Source organism: Novosphingobium sp. BL-S-34, from assembly GCF_056857015.1.
Genome location: NZ_CM166473.1, coordinates 273,070 through 292,284, shown reverse-complemented (window position 1 = coordinate 292,284; position 19,215 = coordinate 273,070). Strand labels below are relative to the sequence as shown.

At 71.6% G+C, this 19,215-nt stretch carries 2 protein-coding genes; both read right to left on the bottom strand.

Translation table 11 applies throughout. From position 1 onward, the window contains the following. Window positions 1-39 precede the first annotated feature (39 nt). The gene (locus AC1VV3_RS15445) at window positions 40-18,162 is read right to left on the bottom strand and encodes a hypothetical protein (protein WP_482962757.1); all 18,123 of its coding nucleotides are present in this window, start codon (window positions 18,160-18,162) and stop codon (window positions 40-42) included. Window positions 18,163-18,413: 251 nt separating this feature from the next. Further along, window positions 18,414-19,208, bottom strand: coding sequence for a SapC family protein (locus AC1VV3_RS15440; RefSeq protein WP_482962756.1), 795 nt, complete (start codon window positions 19,206-19,208; stop codon window positions 18,414-18,416). Window positions 19,209-19,215 lie beyond the last annotated feature (7 nt).

Below are 19,215 nucleotides of genomic sequence, written 5' to 3'. Positions count from 1 at the left end.
AAAGAAAGCTGGAAAGGATGGAAGCGAGGGGCATCGGGATCACATGTGGAACCGGACGCCCGCCATGGCGGTGAGATCGTTGTAGCCCTTGCCGAGATTGGCCCCGACGCTGAACTGGAGGTCGACCTTGCGCATCTGCAGGGTCGAACGCAGGTCGATCCGGCCGCTGTCGCCCACCGCTTGCGCACCGGTAGTGACGAAGCGGTAGTCCGGCGCCCCGGCGAAGGCCGCGGTGACCGAGCGATCGGGGTCGAAGTCGTGCACCCAGGCTGCGCGCAGCGTCGTGACGAGGGCCTTGCCCTGCGGCAGTTCGATACGGCCCGCGACATTGCCGCCCGCGAACGTGCGGGTCCGCGTCCAGTCCTTGCCGAAGAAGGCGAGGCCGAGCGCCGCGTCTTCCTGACCTTCGGCCTGGTTCTCGACATAGCCCGGCAGCGACAGGCGAGTGACTTCCACGGCCGCGAAAGGCTGGAACACCAGGTTGCCGCTGCCGAACTGGCGCGCCACCTGGGCCCGGCCGGACCAGGCATGCATGGTGAAATCGCCATGCGCCTGCACGTTGCCATCGGCATAGAGCCACATGTCGCGCACCGTCGTGGTATTGGCCGCGCTGTAGAGCAGGTCCGCGCTGAGCGTCCAGGCGCCCGGATGGAAGCCCGCATAGGCGCCGAAGGTGTAAACCTTCGCCTTGCCCGAGGTGCTCACATCCGGAACCGAGAAGCTCTGCGGGTCGAAGCCAAAGGTGGCGCCGACCACGCTGCGCGCGTCCGGGCGATAGTCCCAACCGCCCTGCACGACATAACCGCTGGTGCGCACGTCGTGCGCCCCGTCGGTGCCGTCCAGACGCTGGCGGCCGCCCTGCGCGGCCATCCAGAGGTTGCCCAGCGGCTCCTTGCGCCATGCCGAGGCAAAGGTGCCGACGCGGCTGACGATCTGGCTGTCGATCACATCGTGGCTGTTGCCGATCGCGGAAAGCGCCGCGCTCTGCGCCGCCACCACGCCTTCGCCGGTCAGGCTGTCGTAGACCGTGCCCAGCGCACCCACCGTCGGGATCGAGATGATCGCGGCAGCCGTCGGTGCGAAAGCGTCGGTCGGGGTTTCCTGGATGCGGTCGAGCAGGTTGCCGATCATGGCCTGACGCTGGGTCAGACCGCTGGGCGCATACTCGATCACATAGTGGATGACCTGCTGGTTCGCCGAGGAATAGTCGAGCCCGAAAGTCGCGACCGCCGATGTCGGCGCAACCAGCTTGACCAGGTCCTGGCCGGTGATGCCGCCGGCCGCTTCCAGAATGACCACATCGTTCGCCCCGGCCCGGGCATAGCCCAGGTTGAGGAGATTGGTCGTGACCCGCCCGTTGAGCGATGCCGCGCCGGAGACGACGACCTTGTCCGCCGTGTTGGTCTTCAGGTCGAGATCGAGGTTGTACTCGCTCTGCGCCGTCAGGGTCAGGCCGCCGCTCACGGCAAGCTGCGACACGACGCCGCCGCCGCCCGGATTGAGGATGCCCGAGTTCACGAACGAACCCGCACCGACGTTGACCAGCGAACCGGCCAGGAAGATGCCGCCATTGACGTTGGTGAAGCTGCCTACACCCGCGCCGAGATCGATCGAACCGACGATCGTGCCGGAGTTGACGATCGTGTTGTCGCCGCCTTCCGCGTAGATCACCAGGCCTTCCTGTCCGTCCATGGTCTGGAGCGTACCGGCATTGGTCACGGTGTTGGCCGCGCCGCCGAGCAGCGAGACGGCATGACCGCCCAGACCGCCGACGACATTAACCTTGCCGATGTCCAATACGATCGCGCCGCCGCCAAGGCCGCCGGTGCTCTGCGCGACCAGCGCGCTCGAACCGGCGCCCGAAGTCACGACGTCGGCATTGACGGTGAGGTTCACCGCATTGCCCGCACCGGAGCCTGCCAGCACGCCCGTTCCCGAGCCCGTGGCCGCACCGCCGCCGCCGACCGACTGGACCACCACGCCGTTGGCATTGGCGCCGCTGGTGCGGATCGCCGCGCCGACGGTCACGTCCACCGCGCCTGCATCGACCGAGCCGCTCGAAGCCGCCAGGGTCATGAGGCGGGCCATGCGCAGCGTGCTCACCGCGCCGGCATTGACCACGTCGAGCGTCTGGACGGTGCCGTCCGCGCCGACCACCGAGGCCGCGCCGCCGCCGCCGCCGATCGACTGCACCAGCAGGGCCGTCGATCCTGCGCCGGTGGTGGTGATCGTCTGGTTGATCGCCACCGAAACGTCGCCGCCATTGCCGGTCGCGCCGTTCGAGGTGCCGAGCGTCAACGTGCCCTGGGCATTGGCGCCCACGGCGCTGGCGTAACCGCCGCCGCCGCCGATGGACTGCACGACGACACCCGCCGCACCCGCGCCGGTGGTCTGGACACGGCCATCGAGGGTGAAGTCGATATTGCCGCCCGAACCGCTGGCCGCGCCGCCGAGATCGACGTTCGTGACCGTGCCGGTGCCGCCGGTGTTGTCGAGGGTCGCCAGACCGCCGCCGCCGCCGATGGACTGCACGAGCACCGCATTGGCGCCGGTGCCGCTGGTCACCACGTCGGCCTTCTGGTCGAGCGTGATGTTGCCGCCGTCACCACCTGCGCCGCCGGTCGCGCCGGCTGCCAGGGTGATGTCGCCCAGCGCGCCGCCTTCCATCGAAGACAAGGTGGCAACGCCGCCGCCACCGCCGATCGACTGGACCACCAGCGCCGAAGCAAGGTTACCCGAAGTGCCGATGGCGCCGGTCGATGTCGTGAAGGTCACGTCGCCGCCGTTACCCGCCGTGGTCTGCGCACCGCCGACATTCAGCGAAGCCCCCGCCAGCGATCCGTCGGCCAAGCCGAGTGCCATCGTGCCCACGCCGCCGCCGCCGCCGACCGACTGGGCGAGCAGGCCGATAGCCCCGTCGCCTTCGGTAACGATCGTCGCGCTGTTGGCGATAGTGATGGCGGCGCCCGAACCGGCCGAGTCTCCGCTGCCGCCGACCACGGTGGACCAGACGGCATCGCCGCTACCCAGCACCACATCGCCAGTAACACCTTCGGTGCCGCCGCCGCCGCCGATCGACTGCGCTGCGAAGCCGATGGCGCCCGCGCCCTTGGTCTGGACTTCGTTGGCGTTGGTCACGTCGATAACGTTGCCGTCACCGGCCACGCCGCCCGCGCTGCCGAGCTGCAGGGTCAAGCCGTTCGAGCCGACTTCCAACGGATCGGGCACGGAGAGTGCGACGTTACCGCCGCCCGCGCCGATGGCCTGGGCCAGCAAGCCGTAGGAAAGCGCGCCCGCCGTCTGGAGCATGCCGCCCGAGAGGTTGACGACGACCTTGCCCTGCTTGCCGCTGATCCCTTCGCCCTGCGCGCCCAGCGTCAGGTTGACCCCGTCGAACGCGCCCGCCTGCGCCGCGATGGCATAGGCCGACTGGCCGCCGCCGCCCGCGATGGACTGGGCGAGCACCGCGATGGAATCGTCCTTGAGAGTAGCGATGCTGCCGGTGGAAGTGACAATGACGTCGCCGCCATCGCCGCCCGCGCCGCCGGTACCGCCCACTTGCGTGTTCAGCGAACCGCCGGTGACGGCCAGCGAGCCGGTGAAGCCGCCCGCACCGCCGCCGCCGCCGATGGACTGGGCAAGAATGCCGACCGAAGCCGCGCCTTCCACCAGGATCGTGCCGGTGTTGGTGACGGTGATGTCACCGCCATTGCCGCCCGCGCCGCCGCTGCCGCCGAGCGCGGAAGTCATGCCGCCAAGCCCGGTGCTGAGCGTGCCGGAGACCACCATGCCGGCCGTGCCGCCGCCGCCGCCGATGGACTGCGCGAAGACGCCGTAGGACAAGTCGCCCTTGGCATCGATCACGCCGCTGTTGCTGACCGTGATCGTGCCGCCGTCACCACCCGCGCCGCCCGAACCGCCGAGGCTGGTCGTCGTGGAGCTGCCGGTGCTGAGCGAGCCGGAGATGGACATGCCGCCCAGGCCGCCGCCGCCACCGATCGACTGCGCGAAGACACCGATCGAGTTGGCTTCCAGCGTCTGGATCGTGCCGCTGTTGGTCACCGCGATGTCGCCGCCGTTGCCGCCGCCGGCACCTGCGCCGCCCACGCTCTGGCTGATCGCGCCGCCTGCGCCGACGGAAAGACCGCCCGCGAAACCGCCAGAACCGCCACCGCCGCCGACCGACTGGCCAAAGACCGCAACCGAGCCCGCGCCTTGCGCCAGCACGTTGCCGCCATTGGTCAGCGTGATCGCGCCTCCATTGCCGCCACCGCCGCCAGAGCCTGCGCCGAGGGTCGAATTGACCGCGCCGCCGGTGGCAATCGTGCCGTCGACCGCAAAGCCGCCGGAACCGCCGCCGCCGCCGATCGACTGCGCGAATACGCCGTAGGACAAGTCGCCATCGACCACGATGGTCGCGCCCGCCGCGTTGGAAACGCTGATCGCGCCGCCGTCACCGCCCGCGCCGCCCGAACCGCCAAGCGTGTTGGACAGGCTGGAGACCGCGCCGCTCGCCGCCAGCGAGAAGCCGCCGAGGCCACCGCCACCGCCGACCGACTGGGCGAAGACGCCCGCCGCATTGGCACCGGCTGCATGGATCTGGCCGCTGTTGCTGACGGCAATGTCACCGCCCTGGCTGGCATCGCCACCGGCACCGCCGATGGTCGAGCCGAAGGCGCCGTCGCCCGAGCCGGTGAGGCCGCCGGCGAAGCCACCGGCACCGCCGCCACCGCCCACGGACTGGGCGAAGACCGCAACCGCGCTGGCGCCCAGCGTTTCGATCGTTCCGCTGTTGGTCAGCGTGATCGTTCCACCCAGGCCGCCGCCACCACCCGCGCCGCCGCCGATGGTCGATTGCGCATCGCCGGTAAGCGCCACGGTCGCCCCGGCCGCGAAGCCGCCGTTACCGCCGCCGCCGCCGATCGACTGTGCCTGGATGCCGTAAGCGAAGGCGCCTTCGGTATAGACCGCGCCGCTGGTGTCCACGGTGATGTCACCGCCGATACCGCCAGCCCCGCCGCTGCCGCCGATCGTGTCGGACACGGCATCGAGCTGCGAAGCTGCACCGCCGACGGCAAAGCCGCCAACACCGCCGCCGCCGCCGACCGACTGGGCAAGGATTGCCACCGCCTGGTCGCCCGCCGTCGCCACGAGGCCGCTGTTGGACACCGTGATCGTGCCGCCTGCGCCACCGTCGCCGCCGGCTCCGCCGACCGACGAACTGGCCGAAGCGCCTTGGGCCGTGAGGCCGCCGCCCGCCGCGAAGGCACCGGCACCGCCGCCGCCACCGATCGACTGCGCGAAGACCGCGATCGAAGCGTCGCCCAGCGTGACGATCTGGCCGGCGTTGTCGACCGCGATCGTGCCGCCAAGGCCGCCCGCGCCGCCGATACCGCCGCCAACGCCGTTCTCCACGTCGTCGCCCAGCGCCAGCGCGCCACCGGCCGCAAAGCCGCCCGCGCCGCCGCCGCCGCCGACCGACTGCGCGAAGACGCCGTAGGCGATCGCACCGTGGGTCTCGATCTTGCCACCGGCCGCGTTGCCGACCGTGATGTCACCGCCGTCACCCGCCGTGCCGCCGTCGCCGCCGACCGTCTGCGAAACCGCATCGGCCTTGGAGGCCGCACCGCCGGTCGAGAAACCAGCGACACCGCCGCCGCCGCCCACCGACTGCGCGAAGAGGGCAGTCGCATTGCTGCCGAGCGTCAGGATCGAACCGCCGTTGTCCAGCGCGATCGTGCCGCCGCTGCCGCCTGCGCCGCCCGAGCCGCCGACCGTGTTCGAGGTCGCGCCGCCTTCGGCCGAGAGGCCGCCACCGGCCGCGAAGCCACCGGCACCGCCGCCGCCGCCGATCGACTGCGCGAAGACCGCAATCGCGCCCTCGCCCGCCGTCTGGATCGCGCCGAGGCTGGAAAGCGTGACGTTGCCGCCGATACCGCCACCGCTGCCCGCGCCGCCGCCGACGCTGGAGTCCACATCGCCTTCGAGGCTCAGCGCGCCACCGGCCGCAAAGGCGCCCGAACCGCCGCCGCCGCCGACCGACTGTGCGAAGACCGCGTAGGAGAAGTCACCCAGCGTGGTGATCGCGCCGTTCGCGCCGTTGTCGATGGAGACTTCGCCGCCGTCGCCACCGGCGCCGCCCGAGCCGCCCACCGTGTTCGAGGCGCCGTCCGCCTTCGATGCACTGGCGCCGACCGAGAAGCCGCCGGCACCGCCGCCGCCGCCCACCGATTGGGCATAGACCGCCGTGGCATTGGCGCCTTCGGTGCGGATCGAGCCGGTGTTGACCAGCGAAACCACGCCGCCCGCACCGCCGTCACCGCCAGCACCGCCGACCGCGTTGGAGGCCGCGCCGCCTTCGATCGTCAGGCCGCCGCCCGCCGCGAAGCCACCGGCGCCGCCGCCGCCGCCCACCGACTGGGCGAAGACCGCGATGGAGCCGTCTCCGGCCGTGCCGATCTTGCCGCCATTGCTCAGCGCAACCACGCCGCCGATGCCGCCACCGGCTCCGTCGCCCGCGCCGACCGAGGAATTGGCGTCGCCCTCAAGCGAAAGCGCGCCACCGGCCGAGAAGCCGCCCTGGCCGCCGCCGCCGCCGACCGACTGTGCGAACACAGCGTAGGAGAGCGTGCCCAGCGTGACGACTTCGCCGTCCGCGCCATTGGCCACGGTCACTTCGCCGCCGTCGCCGCCCGCGCCGCCGCTGCCGCCGACCACGGTCGAGGCGCTGTCTGCCTTGGACGCCGAGGCACCCACGGCAAAACCGCCCTTGCCGCCGCCGCCGCCAACCGACTGCGCGAAGATCGCGGTCGCATTGGCGCCCTCGGTCTGGACCAGGCCGTCGGTGGTGATCCCAACCACGCCGCCGGCACCGCCCGCGCCGCCCGAACCGCCGACACTGTCGGATGCCGAGCCGCCCTGCGCGGTCAGGCTAGCGCCCACCGCGAAGCCGCCCGCGCCGCCGCCGCCGCCCACGGACTGGGCAAAGACCGCCACCGAGCCCGCGCCCTTGGTCGCGATCGTACCGGTGTTGTCGAGGCTGACGAGACCGCCAGCACCGCCGCCGCCACCGCTGCCGCCGCCCACGCCAGATTCGGCGTCGCCTTCGAGGCTGAGGCCCGCGCCGGCTGCAAAGCCGCCCGAACCGCCGCCGCCGCCGACCGACTGCGCGTAGACCGCGTAGGACAAGTCGCCATCGGTCGTAATCGTGCCGCCATTGTTGGCGATCGTGACGTCGCCGCCCGCACCTGCCGCGCCGCCGCTGCCGCCGACGAGGTTCGAGGCCGCATCCGCGCTGGCCGCTGCCGCACCGGCGGAGAACCCGCCCGTACCGCCGCCGCCGCCGACCGACTGGGCCAGTACCGCGGTCGCATTGGCACCCAGGGTCTGGATCGTGCCGCTGCTCGTGACGGAAACGAGGCCGCCGTCACCGCCGCCCGCGCCTTGGCCGCCGATGGCATTGCTGGCCGCGCCGCCCTTGACGCTGAGGCCGCCCGAAACGGCAAAGCCGCCCGAACCGCCGCCACCGCCGATCGACTGTGCCAGCACTGCCAGCGAACCGTCGCCGCGTGTGCCGATATCGCCCGCGTTGTCGATCGAAACCACACCGGCCGAACCGCCCGCGCCGCCCGAACCTGCGCCGACTTCCGAGCTGGCATCGCCTTCGAGGGCGAGGCCCGCGCCGACCGAGAAGCCGCCCGAACCGCCGCCGCCGCCGATCGACTGAGCCTGAACCGCGATCGACATTGCGCCTTCGGTGACGATCGTGGCATTCGCCGTGTTGACCAGCGTGACGTCGCCCGCCGAACCCGCCGTGCCGCCGTCGCCGCCGATGGAGCTGTTCGCCGCGCCGCCCTTGGCCAGCGCGCCGCTCACCGCGAAGGCGCCGTTGCCGCCGCCGCCGCCGATCGACTGCATCAGCACCGCCGTCGCGTTGGCGCCCTGCGTCAGGATCGTGCCGTCGTTGTAGAGCGAGACCGTGCCCGCCGAACCGCCGCTGCCCGCGCCGCCGCCGATGGCGTTGGAGAGCGTGCTGTCGCTGCCGCCCGCGAGACCCGCGCCGACCGCGAAGCCGCCCGAGCCGCCGCCGCCGCCGATCGACTGCGCGAAGACCGCCACGGCGCCGTCGCCGCTGGTCTGGATCAGGCTGTAGTTGTTGACGCCGACATTGCCGCCGTCACCCGCCGCACCGCCGGCGCCGCCGCCGACCGAGGACGTCGCGCCTTCGGACAGCGAGAGCGCGCCGCCCGTGGCGAAACCGCCCGAACCGCCGCCGCCGCCGATCGACTGGGCAAGGATCGCATAGCCGAAGTTGCCGGTGGTCACGACCGTGCCGGTCGAGCCGTTGGCAACTTCGACCGTGCCGCCGTCACCGCCGGCGCCGCCGCTGCCGCCCACCGCGTCGCTGGCCGAAGCCGCCTTCGAGGCTGCCGCGCCCAGCGAGAAGCCCGCCGAGCCGCCGCCGCCGCCGATCGACTGCGCGACGATGGCCGTGGAGCGATCGCCCAGGACCTGGATATTGCCGGTGGTGACTACCTTGACCGCACCGGCATCGCCGCCGACGCCGCCCGAACCACCCAAGCTGTTGGCGACCGCTTCCGAGGTGGAGGAGATCGTCAGCGAGCCGGAGAAGCCGCCGGTGCCGCCGCCGCCGCCGATCGATTGCGCAACCACGCCGTTCGATGCCGCGCCGAAGGTATAGATGTCTCCGGTGTTCTGCATGGTGACCGTACCGGCGTTCTGGCCGGAGCCACCCGCGCCGCCGGTGGCGCTCGAGGCCGCCTTTTCGCCCAGCGCCAGCGTGCCCGCCACGGCAAAGCCGCCCGAACCGCCGCCGCCGCCGATCGACTGCGCCAGCACGCCGTCGGACAGTGCGCCGTGAGTCTGGATCAGGGCACTGGTGGAGACGAGAACATTGCCGCCCACGCCGCCGTCGCCGCCCGAACCGCCGGTGACCGCGCTCGCGCCCTCACCATCCGAAGCCGCTGTAAGGCCGAGCGAGAAGCCGCCGACGCCGCCGCCGCCGCCGATCGACTGCGCGACGACCGCCGCCGAGCCATTGCCCAGCGTACCGAGCGCGCCGCTCAGCGTCAGGTCCACATTGCCCGCGTCGGAGCCAATGCCGCCCGCGCCGCCGACCGAGCTGACCGCCGAGCCGCCGCCCAGCGCTGCCGCAAGGCTGCCCGAGAAGCCGCCCGCGCCGCCGCCGCCGCCGATCGACTGGGCGAGCACCGCGTTGGTGGCATCGCCCGCCGTCAGGATCTGGCCCGCCGAAACGACCGTGACATTGCCCGCCGCATTGCCCGCACCGCCCGCGCCGCCGACACTGTCAAACGCGCCCGAACCCTTGGTGGCGATCGCGCCGGAGACCGAGAAGCCGCCGGTGCCGCCACCGCCGCCGATCGACTGCGCGACGATGCCGCGGCTGTGGTCGCCATCGACCTTGATGTTGCCGATGGAAGTGACGCTGACGTCGTCGGCCGAGCCGGACGAACCGCCCGCACCGCCGGTCGAGCTGGACACCGCATCCGCGCCCGAAAGCGCGAGGCCCGCCGAAACCGAGAAGCCGCCGTTGCCGCCGCCGCCGCCGATCGACTGCGCGACCACGCCGGTGGAATTGGCGCCGTGGGTGAAGATGTCGCCGGTATTGGCCACGTCCACGGTGCCCGCGTTACCCGCAGAGCCGCCCGCGCCGCCGCCGATGGTGGAGTTCGCCTCACCCTCGACGCTCAGCGCGCCGCCGACCGAGAAGCCGCCCGAACCGCCGCCGCCGCCGATCGACTGCGCCAGGATCGCACCCGATTGCGCGCCGAAGGTCTCGATGCCGCCGGTGTGCGTGACGCTGACATTGCCTGCGTCGCCTGCCGAGCCGCCGTCGCCGCCGGTCGATTCCGCGGTCGCGCCGCCGCTGCTGGAGAGCGCCGCGCCGACGGCGAAGCCGCCAGCGCCGCCGCCGCCGCCGATCGACTGCGCCAGCAGCGCTACCGATGCGGCGCCCTTGGTGACGACATTGCCGTCCACCGCCACGCTGACGTCACCGGCATTGCCCGAGGATCCGCCGGCGCCGCCGCCGGTCGCCGATTCTGCGTCGCCCTCGATCGAGGCACCGGCGCCGACGGCAAAGCCGCCCGAACCGCCACCGCCGCCGATCGACTGCGCCACCACGCCGCGCGCCTGGGCGCCGTCGGTCTGGATATCGCCCTGGACCGAAACGCTCACCGTTCCGGCATTGCCCGAGGAGCCACCGGCGCCGCCGGTTGAATCCGAGGCCGCGCCGCCCGAGGAGGAGAGCGCCGCCGAGACCGAGAAGCCGCCGACACCGCCGCCGCCGCCGATCGACTGGGCCAGCACGCCATTGGCCGCCGCGCCCGAAGTGATCACCGTGCCGATCTGCTCGACCGTGACGTCCGAAGCCGAACCGGCCGCGCCGCCCGCGCCGCCGCCGACGCTGGACTTGGCATCCGAATCCATCGAGGCGCCCAGGCCCACGGCAAAGCCGCCGACACCGCCGCCGCCGCCGACCGATTGCGCGAACACGCCGTTGGCCGATGCACCCGCAGTCTGGATATCGCCGTCATGGCTGACGGAAACCGTGCCCGCGCTGCCGCCCGCGCCCGCCGAACCGCCAACGCTGGTGCTGGTCGCCCCGCCTTCGAGGCTGAAGCCCGCGCCGACCGAGAAGCCGCCCGAGCCGCCGCCGCCGCCGACCGATTGCGCGAAGATGCCGTTGGAATTGGTGCCGCTGGTGACGATCGTGCCCACGTCAGAAACGAACACGTCCGCACCGTCGCCGGCGGTGCCGCCTTCGCCGCCGCCGACGCTCGATTCCGCATCGCCTTTCATGGATGCGCCAAGGCCCACGGCGAAACCGCCGTTGCCGCCGCCGCCGCCCACAGATTGGGCCAGGATGCCGTTCGCATTGGCGCCGCTGGTGCCGATGTCGCCCGTGCGGTCCACGGTGACGGTGCCGGCATTGCCGCCGCCGCCGCCAGAGCCGCCCACGCTGTCGCTGGTCGCCGTACCGTCGAGGCTGAGGCCCGCACCGACCGAGAAGCCGCCGTTGCCGCCGCCGCCCCCGACCGACTGCGCGAAGACGCCGTTGGCCTGGTCGCCCAGTGTGACGATCGTGCCGGTTCCGGTCACGGTCACATCGCCCGCGTCCGAGCCGGTGCCCGCACCGCCGCCGCCGACCTTGGAATCCGCGTCACCCTTGATCGAGACACCGAGGCCCACGGCGAAACCGCCGTTACCGCCGCCGCCGCCGATCGACTGGGCAAGGATACCGTTGGAGCCGGTGCCCTTGGTCTGGATATCGCTGTCCGCATGGACCGAGACGCTGCCCGCGATCGCGCCGCCCGCACCGGCACCGCCGACGCTGGTGGACGAGGAGCCGCCCTCGCTGGAGAAGCCGGCGCCGACCGAGAAGCCGCCATTGCCGCCGCCGCCGCCGACCGACTGCGCGAAGATACCGGCTGCCGCCGCGCCTTCGGTCCAGATCGTGCCTTCGGTGGTGACCGAAACGTCGCCCGCCGTGCCGCCGAGCGAACCGGCGCCGCCGCCAACGCTCGATTCCGCGTCCCCCTTGATGGAGACGCCGAGGCCCACGGCGAAACCGCCCGAACCACCGCCGCCGCCGACCGACTGGGCGAAGACGCCGTTCGATCCATCACCCTTGGTGGTAATGCCTTCACGCGCCACGACCGCGACGTTGCCGGCGTTGCCGCCCGATCCGCCGCCGCCGCCAACGCTGTCGCTGGTGGAGTCGCCTTCCGCGCTGAAGCCGGCACTGACCGAGAAACCGCCGGTGCCGCCGCCACCGCCGACAGACTGCGCCAGCACGCCGTTGGAGGCCGCACCTTCGGTGTAGATCGTTCCCGTCGTGTCGACGCTGACGTCGTCGGAATTGCCCGCCGCGCCGCCTTCGCCGCCGCCGACGCTGGATTCCGCGTCGCCCTTGATCGAAACGCCCGCGCCTACCGAGAAGCCGCCGTTGCCGCCGCCGCCGCCGACCGACTGGGCGAACACGCCATTGGCGATATTGCCGGTGGTCTGGATCTTGCCGACATTGACGACCTCCACGGTCGAGGCGTTGCCGCCCGCACCGCCGCTGCCGCCCACCTGGTTCGAGGCTGCGTCGCCCTCGCCCGAGAACGCACCGCCGACCGAGAAGCCGCCCGAACCGCCGCCGCCGCCGATGGACTGCGCCAGAATGCCGTTGGAACCCGTTCCCGATGTGACGACGGAGTAATCCAGGATCGCTGCATTGGCGCCCGCCGTGGCGGAGACGCTGACCATGCCGGCATCGTTGCCGGTGCCGCCATTACCGCCGACGCTCTGGGTGTCGGAATCGCCCTTGGCAGACAGGCTGGCGCTGACGGAGAAACCGCCATTGCCGCCGCCGCCGCCGACAGACTGCGCGAAGATGCCGTTGGCCAATTCGCCGGTGGTCTGCACTGTGCCGAGGCTGGTCACGTCGACATTGCCGGCAAGGCCGCCGCTGCCACCCGTGCCGCCGCTGCTGTTGCCGATCGACTGGCCTTCGACCGTGGCCGAAGCGGTCAGGCTGAAGCCGCCGTTACCTCCGCCGCCGCCAATCGACTGCGCCTGGATGCCCGCCGCGAGGTTGCCCGTGGTGGCGACATTGCCGGTCGAGTTCAGCGAGACGTTGCCCGCCGTGTTGCCGGTACCGCCCGAGCCGCCGATGCCGACGGCCACGGCATTACCCACGGAGAGCGAGAGCGCGCCCGCGAAGCCGCCGTTGCCGCCACCGCCGCCGACCGACTGGGCAAACAGACCCACCGCGCTGGCGCCGCTGGTCGAAATATTGCCGGTGCTGACGAGCGAGACGTCGCCCGCTTCGCCGCCCGAACCGCCCTTGCCGCCAATGGCGACCGAAGCCGAAATGCCGTCGCTGCTGGTCGTCAGCGTGCCGGAAATGGCGAAACCGCCGTTACCGCCGCCGCCGCCGATCGACTGGGCCAGAATGCCGTCCGCCTGGTCGCCCAGCGTGGTGATATTGCCTTCGGAGACGACGGAGACCGCCTTGCCCGCGCCGCCCGAGCCGCCCGAGCCGCCGAGCGCCAGCGCCGCCGATGCGTATTGCGCGCCTGCGACAGCGACCGAGAAGCCGCCGTTGCCGCCGCCGCCGCCGACCGACTGCGCGAAGATGCCGTTGGACAACGTGCCTTCGGTGTAGATGTCGCCGGTGTTCGCCAGCGTGACCGTGCCCGCATCGTTGCCGGTGCCGCCAGTGCCGCCGAACGAGAGCGCCGCCGCGCCGTACTGCGCGCCCGCGACGGCGGCCGAGAAGCCGCCATTGCCGCCACCGCCGCCGATGGACTGCGCGACGAGGCCGCTTGATTGGTCGCCCAGCGTGCCGATCTGGCCAGTGGACGTCAGCGTTACGTCGCCCGCCGTGCCGCCCGCGCCGCCATTGCCGCCGAAGCCGATGGCCACGGCGCCGTACTGGCCGCCCGCCGCGCTGACGCTCCAGCCGCCGTTGCCGCCGCCGCCGCCGATGGACTGGACTTGCGCGCCCGCGCTGAAATCGCCCTTGGTGACGATGTCGCCGGTGTTGGTGAGATCAGCGTCTCCTGCCGCGCCGCCGGTGCCCCCGGTGCCGCCAAACCCAATCGCTGCTGCGCCATACTGTGCACCCGCGGCGCTGACGGAGAAGCCGCCGTTACCGCCGCCACCGCCGACCGACTGCGCGAACAGGCCCTGCGAATAGTTGCCTTCGGTCCAGATGTCCCCGGTCGAAACGAGCGTGACATCGCCCGCCGCGCCGCCCGTGCCGCCGTTACCGCCGAAGGAAAGGGCAACGGCGCCAAACTGGGCGCCCGATGCAGAGATCGCGAAGCCGCCGTTACCGCCGCCGCCGCCGATGGACTGCGCGCGCACGCCGGCCGAGAAGTCGCCCGACGTCGTCATGTCGCCATCGGAATCGACCGAAACATCGCCCGCGGAACCGCCGACGCCGCCCGAGCCGCCCATCGACAGGCTGACCGCGCCGAACTGGCCGCCCGCCGCCGAAATCGCGAAGCCGCCATTGCCGCCGCCGCCGCCCAGAGACTGGGCGAAGATCGCATCGGCATTGTCGCCGAGAGTCTGAATGTCGCCAATGCTGTGGATGCCGACATCGCCCGAGGAGCCACCGTCGCCGCCCTCGCCGCCGAACGAAGCGGAAATACCGCCGCCCTGGCCGCCCGAAGCCGCGATGGCGCCGCCGCCGTTGCCGCCGCCGCCGCCGACCGACTGTGCGAACAGGCCTTGCGCGCTGTCGCCCTCGGTCAGGATGTTACCGGTGCTGACAAGAGTGACCTTGCCGCCGGTGCCGCCATTGCCCGCGCCGCCGCCGAACGCCAGCGAGGCCCCGCCTGCCCAGCCGCCGCTGGCCGAAATCGCCAGGCCGCCGTTACCGCCGCCGCCGCCGACCGATTGTCCGAGGATGCCCGCCGAAGCCGCACCCTGCGTCCAGATGCCGCCGTCCGAAGTGACCGAAACTTCGTCACCGTTGCCGCCATTGGCGCCCGCGCCGCCCATGGAAACGCCCGCGGCGCCGATCCCGCCGCCCGAGACTGCGGCCGAGAAGCCGCCATTACCGCCGCCGCCGCCAATCGACTGGGCGAGGATGCCATTGGAGAGAGCGCCGATCGTGGTGATCGTGCCGGTGCTGTCCACCGTCACCTTGCCGGCCATGCCGCCATTGGCGCCGCTGCCGCCGAATGCCGCCGACATCGCGCCGACGCCGCCGGCCGAGCCGGAAACCGCGAAGCCGCCGTTGCCGCCACCGCCGCCGACCGATTGCGCGAACACGCCGTTGGAGCTGGCACCCTCGGTCGCGAGATCGCCGGTCGAGGAGACATAGACGTCATCGCCCGCCCCGCCATTGCCGCCGCCGCCGCCGAACGTCAGGCTGACAGCGCCTGCAGCGCCGCCTGCCAGGCCGACCGCGAAGCCTCCGTTACCGCCGCCGCCGCCGATGCTTTCGGCGAAGATCGCGTCGGACTGAGTGCCCTTGGTGGAAATATTGCCAACCGAAACGACCCTGACGGTCGAACCGTCGGAACCCGCACCGCCAACGCCGCCGAATGTCGACGTGATCGCGCCGACACCGAGGGCCGCGCTGGCCGCGAAACCGCCGTTGCCGCCGCCGCCGCCGACCGACTGCGCGAAGATGCCGCGCGACTGTTCGCCTTCGGTGGTGATCTGCGTGGCACTGGCGACATCGACGAGGCCGCCCGTGCCGCCCACGCCGCCCGCGCCGCCATAGCTCATCGTCAGCGATCCGCCGAGCGAGGCGCCCGCGGCGACCGAGAAGCCGCCATTGCCGCCGCCGCCGCCGACCGAGCTGGCGAAGATACCGTCGGAAAGGTCACCCTTGGTGGCGATGGAGCCCTGAAGGCCAAGACGCACCGCACCGCCCGAGCCGCCCGAACCGCCCGAACCGCCGAACGCGATGGAGGCCGTCGCGCCAAGGCCCGCGGAGGCCGAAAGCGCGAAGCCGCCGTTGCCGCCGCCGCCGCCGACCGACTGCGCGAAGAGGCCTGTCGAACGCTCGCCAAAGGTCTCGATATAAGCCGAGCCCATGCTCGAACTGGCCGTGGTGCAGGCCGAATTGGTGTTGACGCAAATGTCGCCGCCGGCGCCGCCGCCGCCGCCCGAACCGCCGAAAGCGGCGCTCACGAAGAGCCCCGCCGAAACCGCCGAACCGCCGTTGCCGCCGCCGCCGCCGATGGACTGCACGAAGATCGCCGTCGCATCGTCGCCCGAGGTCGACACGAGGCCGGTCTGGTTGAGAACGACCTTGCCGCCCTGGCCGCCGTTGCCGCCGTCACCGCCGATGGCGAGCACGCCCGTCGTCGAGCCGCCGTTGCCGCCGCCACCGCCGATGGACTGGGCGATGATACCCAGCGCCTTGTCGCCCTTGGTGGTGATCGTGCCGCTGTTCGAAACGGTGACCACGCCGCCATTGCCGCCGCCGCCGCCCGATCCGCCGATGGAGATCAGGCCGGTGGAGCTGCCGCCGTCGCCGCCGCCACCGCCGACCGACTGGGCCTGGATACCGATCGAGCGTACCCCGGCAGTCGAGATCGAGCCGCCATTGGTCACCGAGACATTGCCGCCGGGGCTGGTGCCTGCGCCGCTACCGCCGATGCCGACGAGCCCGGTCGAATTGCCGCCCGCGCCGCCGCCGCCGCCCACCGATTGCGCGAAGATCCCGCGGGCGTAGTCGCCCGTGGTCTTCAACGCGCCCTGGTTGTCGACAATGACGGTGCCGCCAAGGCCGCCGCTCGCCCCCTTGCCGCCCAGCCCCACGAGACCGACCGAGCCGGAGCCCGAACCGCCGCCACCGCCGACCGACTGCGCGAAAATCGCATCCGCCCAGGCCCCGGACGTGGTGATCGAACCGCCCGAGGTCTGCGTGATCTGAACCAGCCCGCCATTGCCGCCGCCCGCGCCGGACCCACCCAGAGACACCAGGCCTCCGGTGCCCGAAGCCGAGCCGCCGCCGCCGCCGATGGACTGCGCGAAGATGCCCTTGCCGGATTCTCCCGTCGTCACCATCGTGGCGCCCGAAGACACCGTGACGGTAGTGCCGTTGCCGCCGCCCGCGCCGGTACCGCCCAGCGCCGCGAGACCGCCGGTGACGCCCGCACTGCCGCCGCCGCCGCCGATCGACTGGGCCATGACACCGTAGGAGCCGAGGCCCGCGGTGGATACGAAGGCGCCTTCGGCAATGGCGATGTTGACCGTGCCGGCATCGCTGCCCTGGCTGCCGGCGCTGCCCAGCGCGACTGCGCCGATGGTCGTGCCACCGTTGCCGCCACCGCCGCCGACCGACTGCGCGAAGAAGCCATGGGCATAGTCGCCGGTCGTCTTCGTGGAGGAATTGGCGCCTGCGGTGATCGTGGCATTGCCGCCGGGGCCGCCTGCACCGCCCGAGCTGGAATCGGCGAAGACGCCGCCGCTGGTACCGCCGCTGCCGCCAGATCCGCCCACCGACTGCGCGAGAACGCCGTGCGCGCCTTCGCCAGAGGTCTGGACCACGCCGTTCTGGTTGACGACGACATCGCCGCCCTTGCCGCCGAAGCTGCCGCCGCCACTGGACGCGACGAGGCCATAGCTGTCGCCGCCGCTACCGGCCGTGCCGCCCAGGCTCTGGGCGAGGATGCCGATGGAGCCCGCGCCGCTGGTGGCCACGGTGCCGTTGTTGGTGGCACTCGCATTGCCGCCCACGCCCGGCGAACCGCCACCCGAGCCGCCGCCGGAAAGGAACCCGTCGCCGCCCGCACCGCCCTTGCCGGCCGAGCTGCTGACCAGGATGCCGTAAGCGCTGGTGCCGGTGGTCACCACATTGGCGGTGCTAACCAGGCTGACATTGCCGCCCACGCCTGCCGTGCCACCGGTGCCGCCGTCCGATCCGAGATAGCCGTCGCCGCCGTTGCCGCCGTTGCCGCCGATGCTCTGAACGATGACCGCTGCCAGGCCGCTGGACTGGGACGAGATGGTGCCCGAAATGTTATCGGTGATCGCCGGGCCATTGGCACCCGAACCGCCATCGCCTGCCGATATGAACAGCAGGCCGATATGTCCGTTGCCGCCGCCGCGGCCGCGCTGGACGTTGCGGTAGGTGCTGTCACCGGGATTGCTCGGCAGCGAAATCGGGTCGGCGCCGGTCGCATTCGCCGCCGGGGCGATCGAGGTGACGACCGCGTTTTCGCTGATCTTGTCGTTGACCGAATTGGACAGCTTGACCGACGTCACGACGCCGTTGGTATCCGTCTGGACTTCGGTAACGGTGTAAGTCGTGCCGGAAACTTCGAACGTCTGGCCGACTTCGCTTGCCAGCAGAATGACGTTGTCAGCATCCGTCTTCACTTGCGCGGGTGACAGTTGTTCGGTCACCGTTTCGAAGGCCCCGGTGACGGGGTTCTTGATCTGCGCGCCTACCGGAGGCGTGACGATCGGGGTGGGGGCAGGTGTGGGGGTCGGGCTGGGCGCCGGCGACGCCTGGGCCCAGGCCTGGACCGGCATCACGCCGCTCATCACCATCATCGCTGCAAGAGTGGCGACCGAGGCGCTTGCGCGCCAGGTGCGCGCGCGGCGCGCTTCACCCTTGCTCGCGGTGGAACGGCCAGCGAAAGGTTCAGAAGTGTTCACGGTAAGCCCCCAGGGTGCCTATTCGGCAAGTCGCCCCGGCCCCGCCCCTCGGGAGCGGGATTCCCGTGCTGTACGCCAGCTCTGGCGCAGCAGGAATCCGGAACAACACATAGAAAATGACGAAATAATTTCCTGCTTATCAGCGTGTTAGGAAATTATTTCCGATTGGTTTCGGCGCCCCGCTGCGCCAAGTCCGCCCTTCCCGCGCCGCATGGACGGCGCAGGTTGGACGGCCTTCGATCCGGCAGGGATCAGGTCGCGCGGGTAACGGCGGCCAGAGCGTCCCACTTCGCCTGCGAGGCGATCTGCGCGTGGATGGCGGGCAGCGCACCGGCGTCGCGAAGGCGCAGGAACTGCTCGGCCGAAAGCGCTTCGAAGCGGGTCCGGTCGATGGTCCGGAATTCCACCAGCAGGCTGGGCTCGGCAGCTTCCGGTGCCGTGTAGTGAACGCGCTTGATCTCGAACAGGTCAAGCTCATCCAGCAGCGCGATCAGCACGCCGGTTCGGGCCTGTGCGGCCTCGTAGCTCTCGCAAAAACGCAGCGCCTGCAGCGTCAGTTCGGTCGGCTCGGCGCCTTCGAACAGACGGACCGCATCTTCGGCATCCTTGTCGCCGACCCGGCCCGAGGCGTGGTCGAGGCAGAGGATCAGGCGATCACTGCCTTCGTCGCGCGCGAAAACGAAGGGGTAGCGGCGCAGATAGGCCGGGATGTAAGCGCCATTCTGATAGCGGCCCTCGGAAACGAACAGGTTGTGTTCGGCTTCCAGGCCGGTGACGGCGTAGGGCTGACGATCATCGCCGAAGAACAGGATCGGATAGTCGAGTCCGGCCCGCTCGAACTCGTCGACCGTCAACTGGACCATCGGCGCGCCGGCTGCGAAACCGAAGTCGGTCGGCGCGACGATCACGGCCGCATCGGCGTGCGTCGCGCTGTTGACCGGGCGCGGGTCCCGATAGAGCGGAAGGCTGCCATTGACCTGCGGCCCACTCGTTGCCGGCGCCGCGATGCCAGCGCTCTTGCGATTCTTCTGCTTGGATTCCGTCATGTGCCCC

What these genes read in the sequence shown, in the direction of transcription:
- AC1VV3_RS15440 (WP_482962756.1), bottom strand. Translation starts at nt 19,208, where the DNA reads ATGACGGAATCCAAGCAGAAGAATCGCAAGAGCGCTGGCATCGCGGCG.